The sequence below is a fragment of the Spirillospora sp. NPDC048911 genome, from assembly GCF_043198015.1.
Taxonomy (GTDB): Bacteria; Actinomycetota; Actinomycetes; order Streptosporangiales; family Streptosporangiaceae; genus Spirillospora.
Window position 1 is genome coordinate 102,104 of the sequence record NZ_JBICUD010000014.1, and the last position, 23,433, is coordinate 125,536.

The 23,433-nt window shown below is 70.9% G+C and carries 16 protein-coding genes and 2 pseudogenes; 11 read left to right on the forward strand and 7 right to left on the reverse strand.

Annotation, left to right across the window (positions count from 1 at the left end; genetic code table 11):
* Positions 1 to 25: 25 nt before the first annotated feature.
* The 3 genes and pseudogenes from ACGFNU_RS45095 to ACGFNU_RS45105 all read left to right on the forward strand — a co-directional run.
* Positions 26 to 1,744, forward strand: a complete 1,719-nt coding sequence (locus ACGFNU_RS45095) for a trypsin-like peptidase domain-containing protein (RefSeq protein ID WP_392603008.1) — start codon at positions 26 to 28, stop codon at positions 1,742 to 1,744.
* Complete coding sequence (locus ACGFNU_RS45100; RefSeq protein WP_392602842.1) at positions 1,741 to 6,624, forward strand: SAV_2336 N-terminal domain-related protein; 4,884 nt, start codon at positions 1,741 to 1,743, stop codon at positions 6,622 to 6,624. The genes ACGFNU_RS45095 and ACGFNU_RS45100 overlap by 4 nt, the downstream gene beginning before the upstream one ends.
* Before the next feature lie 157 nt (positions 6,625 to 6,781).
* Positions 6,782 to 6,877 (forward strand): annotated as a pseudogene (locus tag ACGFNU_RS45105) (pentapeptide repeat-containing protein); the annotation flags it as partial.
* A gap of 75 nt (positions 6,878 to 6,952) precedes the next feature.
* On the opposite strand, the gene ACGFNU_RS45110 reads toward ACGFNU_RS45105, so the two are convergent.
* Positions 6,953 to 7,321, reverse strand: coding sequence for a hypothetical protein (locus ACGFNU_RS45110; RefSeq protein WP_392602843.1), 369 nt, complete (start codon positions 7,319 to 7,321; stop codon positions 6,953 to 6,955).
* Between the two features lie 409 nt (positions 7,322 to 7,730).
* Between ACGFNU_RS45110 and ACGFNU_RS45115 the strand changes: the two genes are divergently transcribed.
* Together ACGFNU_RS45115 and ACGFNU_RS45120 are read left to right on the forward strand one after the other, a co-directional pair.
* Positions 7,731 to 8,048 carry a hypothetical protein gene (locus ACGFNU_RS45115; RefSeq protein ID WP_392602844.1) on the forward strand — a complete coding sequence of 106 codons (318 nt, stop codon included), beginning with the start codon at positions 7,731 to 7,733 and terminating at the stop codon, positions 8,046 to 8,048.
* Between the two features lie 83 nt (positions 8,049 to 8,131).
* Positions 8,132 to 8,626, forward strand: coding sequence for a GNAT family N-acetyltransferase (locus tag ACGFNU_RS45120; protein ID WP_392602845.1), 495 nt, complete (start codon positions 8,132 to 8,134; stop codon positions 8,624 to 8,626).
* A gap of 39 nt (positions 8,627 to 8,665) precedes the next feature.
* Here ACGFNU_RS45120 and ACGFNU_RS45125 read toward each other — a convergent pair whose 3' ends face one another.
* Genes ACGFNU_RS45125 through ACGFNU_RS45135 form a run of 3 tightly spaced genes read right to left on the reverse strand, consistent with a single transcriptional unit; the run spans position 8,666 to position 12,617 of the window.
* A complete protein-coding gene (locus tag ACGFNU_RS45125; protein ID WP_392602846.1) occupies positions 8,666 to 9,280 on the reverse strand; it encodes a response regulator in 615 nt (204 codons plus the stop codon).
* Positions 9,277 to 10,407, reverse strand: coding sequence for a sensor histidine kinase (locus ACGFNU_RS45130; protein ID WP_392602847.1), 1,131 nt, complete (start codon positions 10,405 to 10,407; stop codon positions 9,277 to 9,279). Before ACGFNU_RS45130 ends, ACGFNU_RS45125 begins: the two co-directional genes overlap by 4 nt.
* Before the next feature lie 5 nt (positions 10,408 to 10,412).
* Positions 10,413 to 12,617 (reverse strand): MMPL family transporter, encoded by a 2,205-nt coding sequence (locus ACGFNU_RS45135; protein WP_392602848.1) that lies wholly within the window; start codon positions 12,615 to 12,617, stop codon positions 10,413 to 10,415.
* A gap of 124 nt (positions 12,618 to 12,741) precedes the next feature.
* Here ACGFNU_RS45135 and ACGFNU_RS45140 point away from each other — a divergent pair, with 124 nt between their 5' ends.
* The 5 genes from ACGFNU_RS45140 to ACGFNU_RS45160 all read left to right on the forward strand — a co-directional run bounded on the left by ACGFNU_RS45140 (position 12,742) and on the right by ACGFNU_RS45160 (position 17,207).
* A complete protein-coding gene (locus tag ACGFNU_RS45140) occupies positions 12,742 to 13,725 on the forward strand; it encodes a GlxA family transcriptional regulator (RefSeq protein ID WP_392602849.1) in 984 nt (327 codons plus the stop codon).
* Between the two features lie 146 nt (positions 13,726 to 13,871).
* Complete coding sequence (locus ACGFNU_RS45145) at positions 13,872 to 14,552, forward strand: hypothetical protein (RefSeq protein WP_392602850.1); 681 nt, start codon at positions 13,872 to 13,874, stop codon at positions 14,550 to 14,552.
* A gap of 89 nt (positions 14,553 to 14,641) precedes the next feature.
* Positions 14,642 to 15,607, forward strand: a complete 966-nt coding sequence (locus tag ACGFNU_RS45150; RefSeq protein WP_392602851.1) for a GlxA family transcriptional regulator — start codon at positions 14,642 to 14,644, stop codon at positions 15,605 to 15,607.
* Entirely contained in the window at positions 15,604 to 16,203 is a 600-nt protein-coding gene (locus tag ACGFNU_RS45155) for a DJ-1/PfpI family protein (protein WP_392602852.1), read from the forward strand. Before ACGFNU_RS45150 ends, ACGFNU_RS45155 begins: the two co-directional genes overlap by 4 nt.
* A gap of 74 nt (positions 16,204 to 16,277) precedes the next feature.
* Positions 16,278 to 17,207: a threonine/serine dehydratase gene (locus tag ACGFNU_RS45160; RefSeq protein WP_392602853.1), complete on the forward strand. Its 930-nt coding sequence runs from the start codon at positions 16,278 to 16,280 to the stop codon at positions 17,205 to 17,207.
* Here the strand turns inward: ACGFNU_RS45160 and ACGFNU_RS45165 are convergent.
* Together ACGFNU_RS45165 and ACGFNU_RS45170 are read right to left on the reverse strand one after the other, a co-directional pair.
* Complete coding sequence (locus tag ACGFNU_RS45165) at positions 17,204 to 18,034, reverse strand: SAM-dependent methyltransferase (RefSeq protein ID WP_392602854.1); 831 nt, start codon at positions 18,032 to 18,034, stop codon at positions 17,204 to 17,206. The two genes, ACGFNU_RS45160 and ACGFNU_RS45165, sit on opposite strands and share 4 nt — an antisense overlap.
* A gap of 113 nt (positions 18,035 to 18,147) precedes the next feature.
* Positions 18,148 to 19,077 (reverse strand): annotated as a pseudogene (locus tag ACGFNU_RS45170) (RNA polymerase sigma factor); the annotation flags it as partial.
* Positions 19,078 to 19,244: 167 nt separating this feature from the next.
* Between ACGFNU_RS45170 and ACGFNU_RS45175 the strand changes: the two are divergent.
* Positions 19,245 to 19,880, forward strand: coding sequence for a TetR/AcrR family transcriptional regulator (locus ACGFNU_RS45175; RefSeq protein WP_392602855.1), 636 nt, complete (start codon positions 19,245 to 19,247; stop codon positions 19,878 to 19,880).
* 13 nt (positions 19,881 to 19,893) lie between these two features.
* Here the strand turns inward: ACGFNU_RS45175 and ACGFNU_RS45180 are convergent, their stop codons facing one another.
* Positions 19,894 to 23,265 (reverse strand): pyruvate carboxylase, encoded by a 3,372-nt coding sequence (locus tag ACGFNU_RS45180; RefSeq protein ID WP_392602856.1) that lies wholly within the window; start codon positions 23,263 to 23,265, stop codon positions 19,894 to 19,896.
* Positions 23,266 to 23,433 lie beyond the last annotated feature (168 nt).

The following is a 23,433-nucleotide window of genomic DNA, read 5'->3' on the forward strand; positions in this document are numbered from 1 at the left end:
GGCGGCGGGGGTTGGCGTGGACGGCATGCGATGGCGGGCCCGGATCGACGCGTTCAGCGAGCGCGGCGCCCTGCCGGGCGCGGGCGGCGTCGTCCTGGGCGCGGGCACCCTCCTCACCTCCCGCCACGTCCTGACATGCGCGCACGTCGTCGCCGGCCGCGACGAGCTCTGGGTGGCGTTCCCCGGCCTGCACGAGCACCGGCAACGCGCCGTCGTCGAGTTCCGCGGCGGGTGGCGGGCGATGGGCGACACCGGTGACGTCGCGGTGCTCCGGCTGGACGAGCCCGCGCCGGTCGCGCCGTGCCGCCCGGCGCCCTTGGACGCGCTCCGCGACCCGCCCGAACTGCGCGCCCAGGGCTTTCCCCTCGGCCACGAACGCGACGGGACGCACGTGACGCTGCGTACCAGCGCCGACCGCGTGCTCCGGCGCGAGTGGCTGGAGGTCGACGTCGGCAGCGAGCATCTGCGGCGGCTGGATCAGGGGTTCAGCGGCGCCGGCGTGTACGACCCGCGGACCGGCCGGGTCGTGGGCATGGTCACCGACGCCGAGCTGCACGGCCACCACGAGGGCACGATCGGCCGGATGGTGCCGCTGGAGACCGTGCGCCGCCATTGGGAGCCGCTCGACGACCTCCTGCCGCACGACTGGCTGCCCGCGGAGCCCCGCGCCGAGCTGCGCGGTCTGCTGGCGGGCGCCGAGACCACCGAGCCTCCGGCCGCCCTCTTCAGGCTCGCGTTCCCGCTCTTCCTGCGTCCGCCCGCCGCGTTCCACTCGCTGTGGGACGCGGTGCGGTACGTCGGCGAGTGCGTGCCAGGCGAAGATCGCCTGGCACGCTTCCTCAACGTCGTGGCCGGACATCTCGATGGGGAGGTGCGCATCCGCCTCGACGCCTGGATGCGTGACCGTTCACCCGGCGCCGCCGCCGCGGGGCCATCCCCGGCGTCGGCCCCGCAGACCTCGATCATCGTGCGGCTGGAGACCACGACGCGGGGGCCGTACGAGCTGACGTTGTCGACCCTCGTCGAGGGGGTGCCGGGGCGTCCCACCGAACGGGTGAGCGTCCGCAAGAACCAGATCCGCCCGCACGTGGAGAGGGCCCTGCCCGCCCTGATGCGCTCCGTGCTCGGCCGCGACCGCGACTGGATGATCGAGTTCGTGGTGCCGGAACGGCTGCTGAACGAGCCGTTCGAGGAATGGTCCATCAAGGAGGCGGGCTCCGCGCGTCCCCGCCCGATGCGTTCGGTGCCCCTGGTCGTGCGGCACGTCGAGCGCCTCCGCCCGCTGCTGGCCACCGACCTGACCCGCCGCCGCTGGCGCACCCTCCGCGAGCGCGGCTCGACACGTCCCGACCCCGTCGCCTGCCATCTGGGCTACGGGTACGACGAGTTCTACGACTGGCTCGACGCGAGCGACGAGTCATGCGCGCTCGTCTACGCCTCGAACCCCAACGCCGACTGGCTGTCCGCCGCCCTCAGCGTCGGCATCCCCGTCATGCTGTGGCGACGTCACCCGTGCAACGGGCCGTGCGACGCCGACGCCTGCACCGGCCGGCGTTTTCTGACCGAGCTCACCACCGTCATCGACAAGGCCCATCCCGACGAGCTCCCGGCGATCGTGATGAAGCTGCGCAAGCAGGCCCGGATCCCGCCGGGGAACGCCGACCACTGCGGCAACGGCCTCGCCCTCTTCTGGGACGATCCCGCGCGCAACCCCGACCCTCCGCTTGCGATGAGGGGGACGTGAGGGTGTCCGTCGACCGGCTGAAGGAAGCGCTCGACGCCGTTGTCGTGGACGACGCGTCCCTCACCCCGCGCGACCTGGCGGAGTTGCTCTGGCTGGCCTGCCATTTGCCCGCCCCGGCCGCTCCGGCCGCTCCCCCGCCCGAGCCGGCTTCCGCAGAGCCTCCCTCCGAGCCACCGACACCCGCCGAACCACCGGAAGTCGAGCCGCCGACCGCGCCGGACTCCGACCCGGCTCCCGTCGAGCAGCATGCACTGCACGCTCCCCGCCCGGCTCCCGAAGAGCCGAAGGGCGCCGGTCAAGGCGTGCTCGTCCCGACCGCGCCCATGCTCCGCCATCCGCTCGCTCTCCAGCGCGCCCTGCGGCCGCTCAAACGCCGCGTCCCCTCGCCCCGGCGCCGGATCTTGAACGAGGAGGCCACCGCCGCGCGCATCGCCGACCACCCGTCGAGCTGGCTCCCGGTCATGGAGCCCGCCGGCGAACGGTGGCTCAGCCTGGCGCTGGTCATCGACGCCGCTCCGGCCATGCGGATCTGGCGTCCCCTCGTCCGTGAGCTCCGCGACATGCTCGTCCGCTTGGGCGCGTTCCGCGACGTCCGCGTGTGGCACCTGGACCGGGCCGGCGTCCGCCCGTACCCCGGCGGCCCGGCGAACTCGCCCGCGTCCCTGGTCGACCCGGCAGGCCGCCAGGCCGTTCTCCTCGTCAGCGATTGCTCAGGCCCGGACTGGTGGAACGGTCACATCGGCCCAACACTCCACCTCTGGGCCGCACACGGCCCAACGGCCATTCTGCAGCCGCTGGTCGAACGACTATGGCGCCGCACCGCCGCGCCGGTCGTGCCAGGCCTGGCCACGTCGTCGCACCCCGGCGATCCCAACACCGCGCTGCGTTTCGTCCCGTACGAGGGGCGCCCGCAGACCGGAATCCCGGTCCCGGTTCTGGAGATCAAGCCCGACTGGCTGGCCGACTGGGCGCGCCTGGTCACGGCGTCGGGCGGCGAAGGCAAGCCGACCGCCATGACATACGTGACCAGCTCACTCCAGCCCGCCGCCGAGCCACCGCGCCGCGAGCGGGAACTGCCGATCGAGGAACAGGTCGCCCGCTTCTACGCGGCCGCCTCGACCACCGCCGCCGAGCTTGCCGCGCATGTCGCGGTCTCCGTTCCGGCGCTGCCGGTCATGCGACTGATACAGCAACGCCTCGTCCCCGCTTCTCGCCCCGGCGACCTAGCCGAGGTATTGCTGAGCGGCCTGCTCCAGCCGTTGGACGCCGAACGCGGGGTGTACGACTTCGTCCCAGGGGCTCGCGAGGCCCTTCTATCGACTCTCCCCCGCCCGGAGTCGCTGGCCACCGCCGACGTGCTCACCGAGGTCTCCGCAGAGATCCAGGCTCGGGCAGGCTCAGCCGCCGAGGTCTTCCGCGCCGTCATGCCCGCCGCCGAAGGCACCCGTACCGTCGCCGACCGCCCATTCGCCCTCGTCAGCCAAGAGGCTCTCCGCTTCCTCAACCACACAGCCATCCCCGTCCGCGCGTCTCCAGCCGAGCGACCCGTCACCCCCGTCACAAGGGTCACCCGGGAGACCGCACAACCCGCATGGCCCCTCCTCGCGACCGGCGCCGACGACGGCACCCTGCGGATCTGGGACCCGGCCGACGCGAGAATCGTGACCTCCTGGAACCCCGCAGGTCAGACCGAAGCCAGCGCGATCGCGGTGACGTCCACGTCCGGAAGACCGTTGCTGGTCAGCGGCCACGCCAACGCGGCCCTCTGCGTCACGGATCTCACCGCCGTTCGCCTCGCGATGGACAACGGCAACGCGGTATCGGCCCTGACGACGTTCCGCGACGCGACAGGCCGCGATGTGATCGCCAGCGGCGGGTCCGAAGGCATCGTACGGTTCTGGAGCCCCTCAACGGGAGCCCAGATCCGCGCCCTGTTCCACGCCCACACCAGCGCGATCCGCGCGATGACCACCTTTCCCGACCAGGACGGCAATGCCCTCCTGGCCACTGGCGGCGACGACGGGATGGTGCAGATCTGGGACCCTGGCTCCAACGCCAAGGCCGGCGTCCTCTTGCCCAACCAGGGGTCGCGTGGGAACGCGGTACTTTCCCTGGCGACATTCACCGGACCAGGCGGCCGCACCATCCTGGCGACCGGAAGCCGTGACGGGGCCGTCCGGCTCTGGTACCCCGTCAACGGCTCGCAGGCCCGCGCACCACTCCGTACCGGAAAGAGCGCGGTGACGGCCATCGCCGCGTTCACCGCCCAGGGCCGGCCCCTGCTCGTCGCCGGCAGCGGCCGGACCATCCGGCTCTGGGATCCGCTCGAACGCCGGCCCCTCGGTCCAGCTCTCACCGGTCACCAGAACACGGTGCTGGCGGTCGTCGCCTTCAAGGACCAGGACGGGCGTCCGCTGATCGCCTCCATCGACATCTGCGGCCTCCTGATCTGGGATCCGCTCGCGGGCACCCAGGTCGGCCCGGTCTTGGAGGGTTCCGGCCTGCGCACCCTGGCCGTCCTGCCATCGGAGGCAAGGTCAGAACTCGCGCGACCGAGCAGCGACCAGCCGGCAACCCCTCAATCCCCGACGAGCCTCCTGCGGGCCGAACGCGAGCGCTGGCGGCGCCTCGCCTCCCATCCGCAGCTCGCCTCGCTGGAAGCGAGCGTCATGGACACGTTCGTGACGCTGACCGCGCTGTCGGCACCGCGAGACGAACAGGAGGCGACCGACCTGGTGTTGCGCGTCGTGACGCTTCCCAGCCGGGTCACCGCCGCCGATCTCGCGAACTGGCTGCGGCGCGTCTGCCCGCCGGAGGACGGGGACGTCTTCTGGGGGACGCTCCAGCCGCAACATCTCGCCGAGGCCCTCGTGGCGAAGGTCGTCCGCGAGCACCCCGGCTTTCTTCTGGGGCTCGCCGACGCGCTCTCCGGCGACCAGGTCCCGCACGCGCTCTCGGTCCTCGATCGCGTGGCGGTGGCTCATCCGGAGATCACCGAGGCACTGGCTCCGGCCACCTCGTCGCCTCTCGTCCCGGACGACTCGACACCTCGAACGCCGCTCGCCGATCTGGTCGGACGGTTCGCGACCGGCGAGCACCGCACTCCGATCGGGCTGACCGCCGAGGGCGACCCCGCTCTGGTGAACCTGAAAGAGTTCCGGCACGGACTGATCGCGGGAGGGATCGACGGTCAGGAGGTCGAGGTGGCGAGCGCGATCGTTCTCGGCCTCGCCGCCACGACCTCCCCCGAGGCTCTCAACGTGCTGCTGATCAACCGTGATGGCGGCACCACGTTCCCTGCCCTGGAGGGGCTCCCTCACCTGGCGGCCGTGCCACGTACCCCGCGCGGCGACGACATCGACCATGAGCTGAGCCGCCTGCGCGACGCTTTGCTGGGTGAGCTCACCCGGCGCCGGGACGCGGAGGCCGAGTCGCTGCCACGGCTGCTGATCGTTCTCGAGCACTTTCCCGAACTGGTTCGCATGCCCGAGTTCTCCGATGTCATCCTGCAAATCGCCAGAGCAAGACCCTCACTCGGCCTGCATCTGCTGGTAGTGGTTCGGCATCCGACTCAGGAGGCGCTCCGCCACCTCCAGGACTTCCTCTCGTTCCGCATCGTCCTTCGCACGGCGACGGCCGCCGAGTCGGAGCACGCCCTGGACGTCCGGTCGACCGCGACGACCAGTTTGAACGAGGTCAAGACCGGGCTCGACGATATGGCCACGGCGCACCACTTTCAGCGCGCCCGGGACCGGCGCAAGAGATGGCGGCAACGCGCTGACTCCGCGCATGCGTCGGTCGTGACCGCGCTCCAGAGGCTCTGGGTTCTCGCCGACCACCCCGGCACTCTCGCGGCGATCAGCGAGCTGCAATCGCTGATCAGCACCGCACGCAGCCGTTCAGCGGTCGGCGGGATCGCGCCGGACGACATCGATCCGGTGCAGTCCGCGCTGCGCGCGGTACAAGAAGCGATCGCCCCGTCAGCGACGTCACTGCCGGCCGGAGAGGGCTATCTCAAGATCGCATCCGGACCCCCGCCGCGGTTCACCCTGGCCGACGCATCACCCGGGTCCGCCCCCACCCCCCGAGCCGGACCCCCGGCCCACCAAATCGTCCTCCCGCCGTTGAGCACGTCCCCGACGCTGGACGGAGTCCTCACGGGAACGACCTCCCGCAGCCAAGTCGTCATTGGAACGGTCGATCGGCCGCTGCTGCACGAGCAGCAGCCACTGGCCCTCGACCTGAACGGACGGCGCGGCAACATCGCCGTGGTCGGCTCCACGGGCAGCGGCCGCTCAACCCTGCTCACGACCTTCGTCACCTCCCTCGCACTCACACGCTCCCCACGCGATGTGTGGATCTCCTGCCTGGATTTCGGCAACGGCCGTCTGACCCAGCTCGCAAGCCTCCCCCACGTCGACTCGGTGCTCACGTACGCCGAACCCGACCGGGCGGCAACCATGATCGAGCGGATCACACGCCTGCGACCGGACGCTCCACAAGGCTTCCTCGTCATCGACGAGTGGGCGGAACTCCTGCGCGTCCTCACCCCCAAGGCCAGTTGGCTCCTGACGCACTTGGCCGACCGCGGCGTCGCGGACGGGATCCACGTGGTCGCTTCCGCGACCGGCTGGTCGCAGTTCGGCGATGCCCGCGACTCGTTCGGCACACGCCTGGAATTGGCCCTGGCAGACCCGGCCGAGTCACTCATCGACCCCCAATTGGCCGCCGAGGTGCCCCGCGGAGCCCCCGGCCGCGGCATCACCCAAGCAGCCGAACACTTCGCCACCGCGCTCCCCCGCCTAGACGGCCGCACCACGACCGACGATCTACCCGAGGCCATCACCAACCTCGTCCAAACGATCCCCAACGAGAGATAACGGAGATACCCGCCCGTCTCGGACGCCTCGTCCTGCTCACCCAGCGCCCCCGACGCGAGGCACCTGCCTCGCCCTCCACTGGGAACGCTCAACAGCCGGCCAGGCATGGATCAACCTGAACCTGTGATTCAGCCGGTATTCCTTCGCCACAGCCAGCCTGGACGGCTGCTCCTTCAAACTCTGCGACCTCCGAGGCGCGTCGCTAAGAGGCGTCAACGGCGCCGGGTTTGACCTGCGCGACACCGATCTGACCGCGGCAAAGCTCGGGGCGATCACCACCGGAGCACCCCCGCACGGCCTCACCGGCGCCAGGTGGTTACCGGTCGGGTCAGTCGGCGTGTTTCTCTGGGAGCCGCCAAGGGCCTGCGAGATCGACATTGATGTCCACCGGCCCGACCGGGAGCAGGTCGAGCTGCAACCGAGCCTGATCAGGGATCTGCAAGCCGTCGGCAATGCGAGTCAGTACTTCTGTGTCCGACACTCGGCCTTGGCGAGGATCTCTTACCCAGTTGGAGATGTCGGAGTGATCACATTCGGTGAGAATTGCGAGGTGTGTTTCGGTGCAGTCGGCGAATTCGTCCAGGAATAGGCGGAACAGTCGCCCGACATCGCGGTGTGTCAGAGACTCCTGAACGTCGTCGCGACGCCAGAATCTCTCGGGAACCGCTCCGGGATCGAAGATCCTGCGCTTGGTCACGTCGTTATTCGCCTTTGATCGCCCGACTTCCCCTCCGAAAGCGTAGCCGCGCGACGCTTGAGAAGTCGGCGGCCCGCGAGGAAATCAGAGAGCACGACGGCCAGGGCGCCGGGCTCCTGGAGGTGCAGGTCATGACCGGTGCCCGGAACGCTCATCGCCACGACTTCGGCCGGGGCTGCAACTGCCGTGCGATCAGGTCCCATTCACCCGCATGGCCAGCCAGACCATGCAACAGCACAACAGGCCGTCCCTGCCCGCCCCAGTCCCGACAGGCCAGGCCGACGCCCTCGCGCACGACCAGGCGCTCACACCAGGTCACCTCAGCCCTCCAACCACCACGGGACCAGGGTTCTGCAAGTGATCAAGTGCAACGACGCACCGCTCGGTGAGTGAGAAATCAGCCTAGGTCGTGCTCGCCGGTCATGATCCGGCGGGTGAGCCCGCGATCTTCGAGTTCCTCGCCGACGTCCCACGCGTCAAGGTGGACCAGCACGCCACCGACGCCCTCGGCCGTCCCGGCATCGGCCTGTCCCAGGCCTCCGACGGCGGCCGGCTGGAACTGGTCTTCGACCGCTCCACCTACCGCTTCCTGGGCAGCCGTTTCCTCGACCTGACACCCCGCCCGGTCGGCGGCGACCCGACCGACGAGCCCGAGAGCGGCGCCGGCGAGGTGAAGACCACCGTTCTCCAGGTCAAGGCCGTCGACCACCTCCCCACCCGATCCTGATCGGACACGGCAGGCCCGGCACCGCTCCCGATGCCGAGCCTTCCGACACAGGCCGATTGAGTGCGGCGAGTAGGGTCGGGCAGGTGCGGGAGATCGTTACGTATGTCGAGATGACCGGCGTGGAGGAGCTTGTTCCGGCGGCGGTTGTGTCTGGGCTTGTCCTGGTGCCGCTTGAGCCGGGGGCGCCCTTGATTCCTGACGTGCTGGCACGGATCGGTGCGTCTTACGGGTGGAAGAGCTCTAGCCGGACCGAGGACGAGTGGACTGATTGGTTTGCCAATAATCCTCGGCGTGCTTTTCGACTGTTGAGTTATGGGGGCGAGGCCGCCGGGATCGTAACTTACGATCCCCATCCTGGGGATGAAGTCGAGATCGTGTCGTTCGGGCTAGTGCCGGAGTTCGTCGGTAAGGGGCTGGGCGGGCATGCCTTGACGTTGGGGGTGCGGGAGGCCTGGGGGCTTGTGCCTAACGTGCGTAGAGTCTGGCTGCACACCTCGTCGTTTGACCATCCGAACGCGCTGCCCAATTATCGGCGGCGGGGTTTTCGTATATTCAGGACCGAGGAACGGACCAGGTGATTATGGCCGCGATGTGGAGAGTTCCGGGGATGGTCAGGGTCATCGGGTCAGGAGGCCCCTCTCTAGCGCTACTACTACGGCGTGGGTCCGGTCGCTGACGTCCAGCTTGGCGAAGACGCGGAGCAGGTGGGTTTTGACTGTGGCTTCGGCGATTACCAGGCGCTTGCCTATGTCGGCGTTGGAGAGGCCCTCGGCTACCGCGTTCAGGACGTCGATCTCTCTGGCGGTGAGGGTTACCGGCGGCTGGCGCATGCGTTTGACTAGTTTTTCGGCGACCCGGGGTGCCAGGACGGTCTCGCCTCTGGCGGCGGCGTGGATGGCGGCCACTAGTTGCTCGCGAGTGGTGTCTTTGAGGAGATAGCCGATGGCTCCGGCTTCTACCGCGCGCTCGATCTCTGTGTCGGTGTCGTAGGTGGTGAGGATGAGCACGCGGGTCGATGTTCTGACGATTTCGGCGGTGGCGGCCACGCCGTCCAGGACGGGCATCCGGAGGTCCAGGAGCGCCACGTCGGGGGTCAGGTCGTTGACCAGGTCTACCGCCTCGCGGCCGTTGTCCGCCTCGCCGACGATCGTGATGGACGGCTCGGCCGCAAGGAGTGCGGCCACGCCGGCGCGCATCACGGTGTGGTCGTCGGCCAGGATGATGCGGGTCATGGTGCACCGTTCGGGATCATGGCGAGGACGCGGGTGCCGTCGCCGGGTGAGCTGGTGACGGTGAGCTCGCCGCCTAGTTCGGCCAGGCGCTTGCGCATGCCGTCGAGGCCGAAGCCTTGAGAGTCCGCGACGATGAAGCCGCGGCCGTCGTCGGTGATTTCGAGTTCGATGGCGTGGGGATGGCGCATCAGAACGACGCCGATCGTGGTGGCGGCGGCGTGCTTGCGCACGTTGGCCAGTGATTCCTGCGTGCAGCGGAGGAGCGCGATGCGAGTCTGCTGGTCGCAGTCGACGTCGGGCAGGTCCGCGGTGACGGTGACGTTCGTGTCTTCGGCGAAGCGGTCGAGGGTGCGGCGCAGGGTGCGGGCGATCGAAGCGATGCCGCTCTGGGGCGCGGAGCCGACGAGGACACGGGCTTCAGCGAGGTTCTCGCGGGCGGTCTGCTCGATCGAGAGCAGCTGGCGGGTGGCGAGCTCGGGGTCGGTGGCCGAGCGGGCCGCTTCGGCCAGCACGACGATGGACGCGAAGCCCTGCGCGAGGGTGTCGTGGATCTCGCGGGCGAGGCGTTCGCGTTCGAGGACGGCGCCCTGGCGCTGGTGTGATTCCAGAAGTTCGCGTTGCGCGGTCTCCAGTTCGGCGCTGAGAACCCTCGCCCGGTCCTCGCTTCGTTTGATGATCCGGAGCATCGAGAGTCCCAGGACAACGCTGGCCACGTAGGCGACAACGGTGACGATGGCGTTGCCGGTGAGCGGGTCGCCGTTGCGGAGGATGCCGCCGGCGACGGTCGACAGGGCGGCGGCGCCGCTGAGAAGGATTGATCGGCGGGCAGTTCCGGCGAAGATCCAGAAGTGCGGGATCGAGACGATGAAGAGCGCCGCGCCGCCCGTTCGCAGGAACGACAGGGCGCCAAGGCCGACGATCAGCGCGTACAAGAATTGCAGGCGGCGCCCTGGGAAGCGCACGGTCAGCGCGTAGGCCACGGCCAGGGCCAGCGGCAGGCCGAGCGACCAGTACCTGAACGCGCCCTGGTCGTTCAGCCCCGCGATGAACGTGGGCGCGAGGCCCAGGAGCATCCAGGAGATGTCGTTCCAGCGGTGGATCCAGGCCTGGTCGTCGGGCTGCGGCATGATGATCAGCCTACGTTCTGCGGCGCGCGCTCGATCGGGGCCATGACCTGGGCCTTCGGGCGGGACGGCCACCACGTCCGCTCGCCGAGGAGCAGCATGGCCGCCGGCAGGATCAGGAGCCGGATGACGAACGCGTCCAGCAGCACCGCGACCGCCAGGCTGAAGCCGAACTGCTTCATCTCGATCAGGTGCAGCGGGATGAAGCTGGCGAACACCGTCACCATGACCAGGGCGGCACTGGTCACGACGCCTGCCGAGCTCCGGATGCCGTCCAGCACCGCTGTGCGGGTGGGCACGCCGTTCTGGACGGCCTCCCTGATCCGGCTGATCACGAACACCTGGTAGTCCATCGAGAGCCCGAAGAGGATCACGAAGAGGAAGAGCGGGACGCGCGAGCCGATCGAGCCCATCGAGGTGAAGCCCAGCAGCCCTTCCGCCCAGGTGCCCTGGAAGACCAGCGTCAGCAGGCCGAGCGAGGCGCCTGCCGAGAGCAGGTTGAGCAGCGCGCCGACCAGGCCGAGGACGACCGAGCGGAAGGCCAGCACGGTGAGGGCGAACGTGACGAGCAGCAGCGCGCCGAAGATCATCGGCATCTTGCGCTTCTGGTGCTCGGGGTAGTCGACATAGCGGGCGACCTCCCCGCTCACCTCGGCCTCGGCTCCGGGCACTCGGTCGATCGTGGCCGGCATGTAGGTCTCGCGGACCTTCGTGAGCGAGTCGCGCGCCGCCTGGGTGCTCATGTCGTGCGGGACGCCCAGCTCCAGCATGGTGATCCGGTGGTCGGGCGAGGTCCGGAGCTGCGGCGTGCCGCCGAACAGCGGGTCGGTCTTCGTCCGGGCGGCGAGGTCGTTCAGCGCGGCGGTCACTTCGGCGGCACGCTCCGGCTCGGCCCGGACGACGATCTGGTTCATGGCCTTGAGCTCGGGGAACGCCGCGTTCAACCGGTGGTACGCCTGCATCGCGGGCAGGTTGCGGTCGTAGGTCTCGCGGCCCACGTCGGTCAGCTTCAGACCGAGCAGCGGGGCGGCCATCAGCAGCATGGCGAAGACCGCGACGGCCAGCGTGACCGCGGGGTGCTTGCTGGTGGGGCGCAGCACCGCCTCGGTGATCCGGCTGCTCTGCCGCGGCTTGACCGGCCGTGCGGGCTTGCGCTTGCGCGCCCTGCGCTCGGCGCGGCGTTCCGCGCGCTTCCCGAGCTTGGCCAGCAGCGCGGGCAGAACGGTCAGCGAGCTGATCACGGCGGCGACGGTCACCACGATGGCGCCGGTGGCCAGCGAGGAGAAGATGACGTCGTCGGCGAGGTAGAGCGTGGCGCTGGACGCGGCGACCGCGAGCCCCGACATCACGACGGCCCGTCCCGAGGTGGCCGCCGCCAGCTCAACCACGGCCTCCGAGCCGAGCCGCCCGCCCGAACGGGCCCGTTCCTCGCGTTCGCGCTTGAGGTAGAAGAGCGTGTAGTCGACGCCCACGGCCATGCCGATCAGCAGGATGACGTTCGTGCCGACGCCCGCGTCCGGGAAGACGTGCGAGGCCAGCATCGACAGGCCGATCGCCGACATGATCGAGGTGATCGCGAGCAGCAGCGGCACGGTGGCCATCGCCAGCGACCGGAAGACGAGCAGCAGGACGATCAGCGTGACCGGCAGCGCGATCATCTCGGTGCGCGAGAAGTCCTCGCCGCGCTGCCCCTGGACGTCCTTGCTGATGGACGGGCCGCCGGACTCCTCGACGCGCAGCCCCGGATAGGCCTTCCGCACCTCGGCCGTCTGCGCGAGCAGCGGATCGATGTGCTTCTTGCCCTCCTGCTCCGCTCCCTTCATGGTCACGTCGACGCGGACCGCCGTGCCGTCCGCCGAGCGCACCGGCCCGGCGACCGACGCGACCTCCGGCAGCCGCTTCATCCGGCCCGTGATGTCGCGCACCGCGGCGTCGGCCATGCCGGCGTCCAGCGGCCCGGACGCCCGAGAGGTGATCAGCACTCGTTCGAGGGGTTTGCGCTCCAGCCCGCCCTGCTCCTGCAGAGCCTCGGCGCGGCCGGCCTCACCGACCCGGTAGTCGGCGGACTGGGCCATGTTGCCGCCGACCGCGATGCCGAGCCCGAGGCACACGAACACGAAGAGGAACCAGGCGGCGATCGCCCGCCAGGGGTGGTACGCGCTCCAGCGCGCCATGCGTACAGGGAGGTGCTTGCTTACAGGGAGTCGCTTCATGCCGTCAATGCTGGTCGGCGGGCCCCTTCCGGCATGAGCCTCGTCCGGTTGAACCTCGTGTCCACCGATCGGTGGACACGGCCGGACGCATGGCCGGATGCACGAGATGTGAAAGAATCCGGCCATGAACGTCAGGCATCGCGTCGTCGTCCTCGCCCTCGACGGCGTCCACCCGTTCGAGCTCGCCATCCCGGCCCGGATCTTCGGTTCCGCGACGGGCCCGGCCGGCGAGCCGCTGTACGAGGTGATCACCTGCGGGCTCGACGGCGGGCCGGTCCGGACGAACGCCGACTTCGCGGTCGCCGTCGAGCACGGGCTCGAGGCCATGGAGACGGCGGACACGCTGGTGATCCCGCCGTTCGTCTGCCACCCCGGCGACGACCGGGAATGGCTGCCCGCGCCGCTGGCGGACGCGTTCTCCCGGCTGCGCCCCGGCACCCGCCTCGTGTCGATCTGCACCGCCTCGTACGTCCTGGCCGCCGCCGGGCTCCTCGACGGGCGCCGCGCCACCACGCACTGGAGCGAGGCCGAGCATTTCCAGCGGACGTTCCCGAAGGTGGAGGTCGACCCGGACGTGCTGTTCGTGGACGGCGGCGACGTCCTGACGGCGGCCGGGGTCGCCGCCGGGATCGACCTCTGCATGCATCTCGTCCGCCGTGACCACGGCAGCGAGACCGCCAACCAGGTGGCCCGCCGCTGCGTCGTGCCGCCGTGGCGCGAGGGCGGGCAGGCCCAGTTCATCGAACGGCCCGTGCCGGAGCCGTCGGCGGCCACCACGGCGGCGACGCGGGCGTGGGCCCTGGAACAGCTCCACCGCCCGCTCTCCCTCTCCGAACTGGCGAGTCACGCGCGGATGAGCGTCCGCACGTTCTCCCGGCGGTTCCGCGACGAGGTGGGGATGACGCCCGGCCAGTGGCTGACGCAGCAGCGCATCGAGCACGCGCGGCGCCTGCTGGAGACGACCGACCTGCCGGTCGACCGCGTCGCGGCCGAGGCCGGCTTCGGCACGGCGGCCTCCATGCGCCAGCACCTGGCGGCCACGATCGGCGTCTCCCCCAGCGCGTACCGTGTCACCTTCCGCGCGAACGATCAGACGCCCGTGACCTAGAACGCGGTGCCCCCCGCACGGGCGATCACGAACGAGACCAGCGGGCCAGCCGCCTCGCCCGTACGGGGGAAGTGGCACAGGCCCCCGCGACGCGAACCTTGGGAACGCGGGCGACACCGTCCGCGAGATCCGAGGGAGACTCGACGATGACGCTCATTTCGAAGCGACGGGCCGTGCTGACGGGGATGGCGGCGGCGGTAGCGGTGACGGCGCTCGGCGGGGGCGGCGCGGTGGCCGCCGCCGCTCAGGCCCAGCCCGCCACCGCCAAGGTGAAGGAGGCGCACGTCACCGGCGACGCCTGGGTCAACTTCCCGGGCGACAAGGAGTACCCCTACCGCCGGTTCATCGTGGACGCGCACGGGGCGCCTTGGAAGATGGTCAACAACAAGCTCACGTTCGGCGCCGCCCGCGGCACCATCAAGTTCGACCACTACTCGCCCGACGTGCCCGGCGGCCCCTCCAAGCACCACTGGGGCAGCGTCAAGGTCGACTACGTGATGGCGACCGGCCCGGTCGCCGTGGTCTCCGGCATCCGCCAGGACGACGTGCCCGCCAACATGAGGCGCGCGTCGCTGACCTTCTACCAGTCGCCGCTCGGCCACAAGTTCGACCGGATGGGCTTCTCGTGGGGCGTCGTCGACCCGCGCTGCCAGCCGATGGGCACCGGCCCGGCCCCGTTCAGCCCGGTCAGCCGCGGCCCGTTCAACGGGCGCATCACCGGCTACACGGTGCAGGACGCGCCGCTGCCCGTTCCGGACGGGAACTTCGAGCAGCCCGACACCCCGGCCGACTGCTCGTTCAAGGACGAGGCCCCCGCCAAGAAGTGACCACCTGCAAGAAGTGACCACCTGGCATGGCGCGAATCGTGGGGTATGCGTCGTTGACGCCACGATCGCGCCTCGGCGAGCCTGAGGGCATGCGCCGCATCGCCTTCGTGATCTATTCGGGGTTCCACCCGATCGACCTGGTCGGCCCGCACGAGGTCTTCCAGTACGCCCACCGGCTCACGGGCGGCTACGACTGCCGGGTCGTGGCGCCCGTGGCCGGGCCGGTGAAGACCCACAGCGGCCTGCCGGTGCACGCGTCGCACGGCGTCGGAGATCTCGATCCGGCGGGCATCGACACCCTGCTCGTCACGGGCGGCCTCGGGGTGGACGAGGCGCGGCACGATCCGGCGCTCCTCGCCTGGGTGACCGCCGCCGGGAAAAGCGTGCGGCGCCTGACGTCGGTGTGCAGCGGGACGCTCCTGCTGGCGGCCACCGGGCTCATCGACGGCTGCAGGGTCACGACCCATTGGGGCCGGGAACAGCAGCTCGTCCGCGAACACCCCGAGCTCACCGTGGACTGCGACCCCATCTTCATCCGGGACGGCCGGGTCTGGACCTCGGCCGGCGTGACGGCCGCGATGGACCTGGCCCTCGCCCTCGTGGAGGACGATCACGGCCGGGACGTCGCGCACGCGGTGGCCCAGGAGATGGTCATGTTCCTGCGGCGTCCCGGCAGCCAGTCGCAGTTCAGCGTGCCGCTCTGGTCCGGGCAGCCGGCCAGTGACCCGATCCGGTCGGTGGTCGCCGCGATCAACGCCGATCCCGGCGCCCGGCACACCATCGGCGATCTGGCCGGCACCGCCGGGCTGAGCCCGCGGCACCTGCAACGCCGCTTCACCGCCGAGCTGGGCGTGCCGCCCGCCGCCTACGTCGAGCGCGTCCGCGTCGAGGCCGCGCGGCGCGCCCTCGCCGAGGGCGACGAGCCGGTGGAGGCGCTGGCCCGGCGGCTCGGCTTCGGCACCGGCGAGACGCTGCGGCGCGTGTTCCAGCGGAGGCTCGGCGTCCCGCCGTCCGACTACCGCGACCGTTTCCGAGCGATGAAGGAGTACGCATGACGACCTACGGACTACTCGTCTTCGACGGGGCCGAGGAGCTCGACTTCGTGGGCCCTTGGGAGGTGTTCACCGCCTCCTCGATGGTGCGCGAGAACGCCGACACCGCCGTCCTCGTCGCCGAGGGCACGGATCCGGTCCGGTGCGCCAAGGGCATGCGGGTGGTGCCCGACCACACGCTGGACGATCACCCGCCGCTGGACGTCCTGCTGGTCCCCGGTGGCATGGGAACGCGGCGCGAGGTGAACAACCCGGCGCTCATCGGCTGGATCGCGAAGACCGCCGAACAGGCGGACTGGGTGACCAGCGTGTGCACCGGTTCGCTGCTCCTGCACGAGGCTGGCCCGGCGCGGAACCGCCGCGTGGCCACCCACCACGGCTTCGAGGACACCCTGGAGGCCCGCGGCGAGGTCACGGTGGTGCGCGACGCGCGGTACGTGGTGGACGGCAACGTGGTCAGCAGCCAGGGCGTGTCCGCGGGGATCGACATGGCGTTGTGGCTCATCGGCAAGCTCCACGGCCGCGACCACTCCCGGGCCGTGCGCCGGTACGTCCAGTACGAGCCGGCCCCGCCGTATCTCGCCGACGAGCCGCTCTGACCGGGACCGGCCCCGCGTCCGACCGCATACGGTGGGTGCTGCGATCACCCCGACGGCCAGGAGGTACGACCAGCATGATCACGCGTTCCGAAGTCGAGGCGGCGGCGGCACGGATCGGAGACCGGATCCGGCGCACGCCCGTCATGCGGCGCGACGGCGTGTGGCTGAAGCTGGAGCAGACCCAGCACACCGGCTCGTTCAAGGCGCGCGGCGCGTTCAACCGCATCCTGGCCGCCGCAGAGCAGGGCCGGTTGCCGGGCAGCGGGGTGATCGCGGCGTCCGGCGGCAACGCCGGGCTCGCGGTCGCGTACGCGGCGCGCGCGCTGGACGTGCCCGCCGAGGTGTACGTGCCGATGACCGCCCCGATGGTCAAGGTCGACCGGCTGCGCGATCTCGGCGCGGACGTCGTGCAGATCGGCGACCGCTACGCCGAGGCCCATGAGGCGGCCAGCAAGCGGGCCGCCGACACCGGCGCGCTGTTCTGCCATCCCTATGACCAGCCCGAGGTGTGCGCGGGCCAGGGCACCCTCGGCCTCGAGCTCCTGGAGCAGACGGACGGGGACGTCGACACGATCCTGATCGCGGTCGGCGGCGGCGGGCTGATGGCGGGCGTCGCGGCGGCGGTGGAGGGGCACGCGAAGGTCGTCGGCGTCGAGCCCGACACCGTCCCCACGCTCCACCGCGCGCTGCTCGAAGGGCATCCCCTGGACGTCGAGGTCGCCGGCGTCGCCGCCGACTCGCTCGGCGCCACCCGCCTCGGTGACATCGCCTTCGACGTGGCGCTCCGCACCGGCGTGCGGTCCGTCCTCGTCCCCGACACCGCGGTCGTCACGGCGCGGCAGCGCCTGTGGGACGACCACCGCATGGCCGTCGAGCACGGCACCGCCGCCGCCTATGCCGCCCTGCTCACCGGCGCCTACGCGCCGGCCGAAGGTGAACGCGTCGCGGTCGTCCTGTGCGGCGCCAACACCGACCCGAGCGATCTCGTCACTCCGGGCCGTTAGTCCGGAGCCCAGGTGGCGGTGAGAAATCCGCTGCGCACTCCGTCAGGGGCGGGCCTGCCGTACGAGCCGGCGACGGCGGCGAGGGTGTGCGGCTCGGTCCGCCAGCCGTGGCGTTCCAGCCAGCCCGCGGTGCCGTCGCCGAGGCCGCCCTTCCAGAGGGACGCCGCCCGCGCGAGCGTGGGCACCTCGCGGGCCTTTTCGCGGAGCCAGCCGACGTTGTCGCCGCTTTCGGCGGACAGACGGCTGCCGGGTGCCGACAGCACGCCCACCGTGGTGAGCAGCGCGGCGGCCCGGGCGGCGTCGAGGTAGATCAGCAGGCCTTCGAGCAGCCACACCGTGGGCTCGTCGGGCGAGAAGCCCGCCTCGATGAGCCCGCGCGGCCAGTCGCCGCGCAGGTCAGCCGGGCAGACGAAGCGTGTGCACGAGGGCGCGGCGTGCACTCCTGCCAGCAGACCCTCCTTGAAGGCGAAGATCTCGGGCAGATCGACTTCGTAGAGACGAACGCCGTCCGGCCAGGGCAGGCGGTAGGCCCGCGTGTCGAGCCCGGCCGCCAGCAGGACGACCTGGCGGCGGCCACCTTCGCCGCACGAGGCGAGCAGGTAGTCGTCGTAGAAGCGGGTGCGCACCACCGCCTGGAACGCCATCAGTTCAGGCAGCGAGCCCGGCGCCGGCAGGTGGCGCGGAAGTGTGTCCGGTGCGGCGTCCACGAACGCCTGGGCGTACGGATCGTCGAAGAGCCGGTCCGGCCGGGCCTGCTCCGCCGCCCGCATCCGCGCGACGCCCAAGGCCGTCCGCGCGACGCCGCTGAGCGGTTCCGCCGCAGTCATGTCGATCTCCAGTCCCGCGCCCGCCGCCAGCGTAGCCCGCCGCCCGGCGATCGTCGCGGCCCGGACCCGTCTCGAAGCCGGTCGTCCGGCTTCGAGACACGCCCTGGCTCGGTCTAGCCGAGGAGATCCACGAGAACGCGGGTGCGGGACGGGTGACGCAGCTTGTGCATCCCCTTGGACTCGATCTGGCGGATGCGCTCGCGGGTGACGCCGTAGACCTTGCCGACCTCGTCGAGCGTCTTGGGGTCGCCGCCGTTCAGCCCGAACCGCAGCGAGATCACGCCCGCCTCCCGTTCGGTCAGCGTGTCCAGCACCGCGTCGAGCTGGTCGCGTACCAGGGACGTGGCGATGGCGTCGGCGGGGTCGGGCCCGTCGTCCTCGATGAGGTCGCCGAGCTCGCCGTCGCCGTCCTCACCGAACGGGGTGTGGAGGGAGATCGGCTCGCGGCCGTACTTGAGCACCTGGCCGACCTTCTCGGCGGTGAGGTCGAGCTCGGCGGCGAGCTCCTCGTGGGTGGGCTCGCGGCCGAGGTCCTGGAGCATCTGCCGCTGGGTGCGGGTCACCTTGTTGAGGACCTCGACGACGTGTGCCGGGATGCGGATCGTCCGGCTCTGGTCGGCCAGGGCGCGGCCGACCGCCTGCTTGATCCACCAGGTGGCGTACGTGGAGAACTTGAGGCCGCGGTGGTGGTCGAACTTCTCCACCGCGCGCATCATGCCGATGGTGCCCTCCTGGATCAGGTCCAGGAGGGGCAGGCCGCCGCCCGCGTAGCGCTTGGCGATCGACACGACGAGCCGCAGGTTGGCCTCCACCATGTGGTCCTTGGCGCGGAACCCGTCGGCGACGACCAGCTCGAGCCGGTGGCGCTCGGCCTCGTCGAGCATGCCGCCCGCCGAGTCGAGACGCTCCTGAGCGAGCTTGCCCGCCTCGATGCGCCCGCCCAGCTCGACTTCCTGCGCTGCCGTCAGCAGGGGGGTACGCCCGATTTGCTTGAGGTAGTCCTTCACCGGGTCTCCGGAGGAGACCGTGGTCACGTTGCGGGCGGGACGAGTGGTCTGGGCGGTAGCGCTCAAAAGCGAGTCCTTCCACTTGGTGCAGGTTGCCTAGAACGTCCGGGAGCGGGGCTTGATTCCCGGATGACCTAAATTTATGTCCGACCTAGAAGTATGTCAACAACAAATTTAGGTCGATCTGAGATAGGGTGGCTCGCATGAGCGCACAACCGATGGGCCTCCGGGAGCTCAAGAAGCAGCAGACCAGGGAGAACATCTCCCACCAGGCCACCCGGCTCTTCCTGGAACGGGGCTTCGACAAGGTGACGATCGCGGACGTCGCGGCGGCGGCGCAGGTGGCCAAGATGACCGTCACCAACTACTTCCCGCGCAAGGAGGACCTGGCCCTCGACCTGCACGAGGTCTTCGTCGGACTGCTCGCCAAGATCGTCCGCGAGCGCGCCCCGGGCGAGTCGGCGCTGGCCGCGCTGCGCCGGGCCTATCTCGCGGCCGTCGCGGCGCACGATCCGGTGATCGGCTTCTCCGGTCCCGCGTTCGCCCGCATGATCACCGACAGTCCCGCCCTGGTGGCGCGGCTGCGCGAGTTCCACGAGGAGCGCGAGGGCGCCCTCGCCGCCGTGCTCGCCGAGGAGACCGGCGCCGGGCCGGGCGACCTCCTCCCCCGGGTGGCCGCCGCCCAGCTCGGCGGCGTCCACCGGGTGCTCTTCGACGAGACGCTGCGCCGCACCATCGCCGGCCAGGGCCACGACGAGATCGCGGCGGCCCTGACCGAGGACGTCGCCACCGCCTTCGACGCCCTCGAACCGTCCCTCCGCGACTACGCCGTCCGCTGACCCACGCCCCCGCTCAGCCGATCACGATCAGTAGGTCGCCGGCCTGGACCGGGGTGACCTCCGGGACGGCGAGGCGGCCGACCGTGCCCGCGACGGGGGCCGTGATGGCGGCCTCCATCTTCATGGCCTCGATGGTGGCGACCACGTCCCCGGCCGCGACCTCGTCGCCCTTCGCCACGCGCAGCGTCACCGAGCCGTCGAACGGGGCGGCGACGTGGCCGGGCTCGTTCGGGTCGGCCCGCTCGACCGGCGGCGCGTCCGAGGCGACGGACTTGTCGCGCACCGACAGCGTGCGCAGCTGCCCGTTCACCGTGCAGATGACCTGCCGGACGCCCGCCTCGTCGATCTCGCCGACTGCCTCCAGCATGGCCAGCACGCGGACGCCGGGTTCGAGGTCGAACGACACCTCCTGACCGGTGCGCAGGCCGTAGAGGAACGCCCCCGTCGGCAGCAGCGACAGGTCGCCGTACGCGGCGCGCGCCTCGCGGTACTCCTTCGCCGGTCCCGGGAAGAGGAGCTGGTCGAGCGTGTCGCGGACCTCGGGGCCCGCGAGCGACTTCTCCTCGGCGCCCGTCAGCTCGGCGCGCGCGGGCGTGAACTGGCGCCCGGCGAGCGCGGCGCTCCGGAACGGCTCGGGCCAGCCGCCCGGCGGGTCGCCCAGCTCGCCGTTCAGGAACCCGATCACGCTGTCGGGGATGTCGTACCGCTCGGGATGCGCGGCGAAGTCGTCCGGGTCGGCGCCCGCCGCGACCAGGTGCAACGCCAGGTCGCCGACGACCTTGCTCGACGGCGTGACCTTCACCAGCCGCCCGAGGATGCGGTCGGCCGCCTCGTACAGGCGCTCGATCTCCTCGAACCGGTCGCCGAGGCCGAGCGCGACGGCCTGCTGCCGCAGGTTGGACAGCTGCCCGCCGGGGATCTCGTGCCGGTAGACGCGGCCGGTCGGCGAGGGCAGGCCCATCTCGAACGGCGCGTAGAGCTTGCGGACGGCCTCCCAGTAGGGCTCCAGCGCCGTGAGGGAGCCGAGTTCGAGGCCGGTGGCCCGTTCGGTGAAGTCGGTGTGCGCGACGATGGCCTGCAACGGCGGCTGGCTCGTGGTCCCCGACAGCGGCGCGGCGGCGCCGTCGATCGCGTCCACCCCTGCCTCGACGGCCGCGAGGTAGGTGGCGAGCTGACCGCCCGCGGTGTCGTGGGTGTGCAGGTGAACGGGCAGGTCGAAGCGTTCGCGCAGCGCGGTCACGAGCGTGCGGGCGGCGGGGGCGCGCAGCAGCCCGGCCATGTCCTTGATGCACAGGACGTGGACGCCGGTCTCGACGAGCTGCTCCGCCAGGCGCAGGTAGTAGTCGAGCGTGTAGAGCTTCTCACCCGGGTCTGACAGATCGCCGGTGTAGCACAGCGTGCCTTCGACGACGGCGTGCGTCTGCAACACGGCGTCGATGGCCGGGCGCATCCGGTCGACGTCGTTCAGTGCGTCGAACACCCGGAAGATGTCGACGCCCGTACGGGCCGCCTCGGTGACGAACGCGCGCGCGACCGAGTCGGGGTAGGGGGTGTAGCCGACGGTGTTGGCGCCGCGCAGCAACATCTGGATGCACAGGTTGGGGGCGGCCTCGCGGATCTGGGCGAGCCGTTCCCAGGGGGACTCACCCAGGAAGCGCAGCGCGACGTCGTACGTGGCGCCGCCCCACGCTTCGAGAGAGAGCAACTGCGGCGTCATGCGCGCGAGGTACGGCGCGGCATTGAGGAGGTCGAACGTCCGCACGCGCGTCGCCAGCAACGACTGGTGCGCGTCGCGGAACGTGGTGTCGGTGACCGCGAGGCTCTTCTGTGCGCGCAGCGCCGCGGCGAACCCCTGCGGGCCGAGCGCGAGCAGGCGGTCGCGCGAGCCCTCGATCACCGGAATGGACAGGTCGAGCTCCGGCAGCTTGGTCGCCGGATCGAGATCGGTGGGCGCCTCGCCGTGCGGCTTGTTGACCGTGACGTCGGCGAGGTAGCGGACGAGGCGGGTGGCGCGGTCGCCACTCGACCGCGCGGTCAGCAACTCCGGGTGCTCAACGATGTAGGCGGTCGAGACGCCGCCTCCGCGGAAGTCCGACTCGTCCAGCAGTGCCTGGAGGAACGGGATGTTGGTGGCGACGCCGCGAATGCGGAACTCGGCGACGGCTCGGCGGGCCCGGCGCACCGCGTCCTCGAACGTCCGGCCGCGACAGGTCAGCTTGACCAGCAGGGAGTCGAAGTGCGGCGTGACGATGGCGCCCGCGTGAGTGGTGCCGGTGTCCAGCCGTACCCCGGCGCCGCCGGGCGAACGGTACGCCGAGATCTTGCCGGTGTCGGGCCGGAAGTCGTTGGCGGGATCCTCGGTGGTGATGCGGCACTGCACCGCGTAGCCGGCGACCGTGACGTCGTCCTGGGAGATGCCGAGGTCGCCCAGCGTCTCGCCGCCCGCGATGCGCATCTGGCTCTGCACCAGGTCGATGCCGGTGACCTCCTCGGTCACGGTGTGCTCGACCTGGATGCGCGGGTTCATCTCGATGAAGACGTGGCGGCCGGCGTCGTCGACGAGGAACTCGACCGTCCCCGCGTTCACGTAGCCGATCTCGCGGGCGAAGGCGACCGCGTCCGCGCAGAGCCGCTCGGTCACTGCCTCGTCCAGGTTCGGCGCCGGGGCGATCTCGACGACCTTCTGGTGGCGGCGCTGCACGGAGCAGTCGCGCTCGCGCAGGTGCACGGTGTGCCCGTCGCCGTCGGCCAGCACCTGCACCTCGATGTGGCGCGGGCGATCGACGGCCTGCTCCAGGAACACGGTCGGGTCGCCGAACGCGCTCTGCGCCTCGCGCCGCGCCGTGTCGACGGCCGCTTCGAGGTCCTCGCGGCGGTCGACCCGCCGCAGCCCGCGCCCGCCACCGCCCGCCGCGGCCTTCACGAAGAGCGGGAAGCCGACCTCGTCGGCCGCCGCCAGCTCCTCGCCCTCCACCGGGGTCAGCGAGCGCAGCACCGGCAGCCCCGCCCGGCTCGCGGCGGCGACCGCCTCGATCTTGTTGCCCGCCAGCCGCAGCGCCGCGCTCGGCGGCCCGACGAAGGTCAGGCCGTTGCGCTCGCACTTCTCGGCCAGCTCGGGGCTCTCGGACAGGAACCCGTAGCCCGGGTAGATCGCGTCGGCGCCGACCCGCAGCGCGGTCGCGACGATGCCGTCGACGTCGAGGTAGGCGCGCACCGGATGCCCGTGCTCGCCGATCTCGTACGCCTCGTCGGCCTTCTGCCGGTGCAGCGAGAACCGGTCTTCGTACGCGTACACCGCCACGCTGGCGATGCCGAGCTCGTAGGCGGCGCGGAACGCCCGGACGGCGATCTCGCCCCGGTTGGCGACGAGCAACTTCCTGATCACGGCATCTTCTCCCAGACGGTGTGCTCCGGCAACGGCGGACCTCCGACTACGACGTACCCCGTTGATCTGTGCTGTTCTGCCCTCGCACTCCACTGAAACGCGAACAAAACCGCAAGACCCTCACAGCCGCAAAAACACGCGTTCGTTCCGGTGCTTCACCGAACCGGC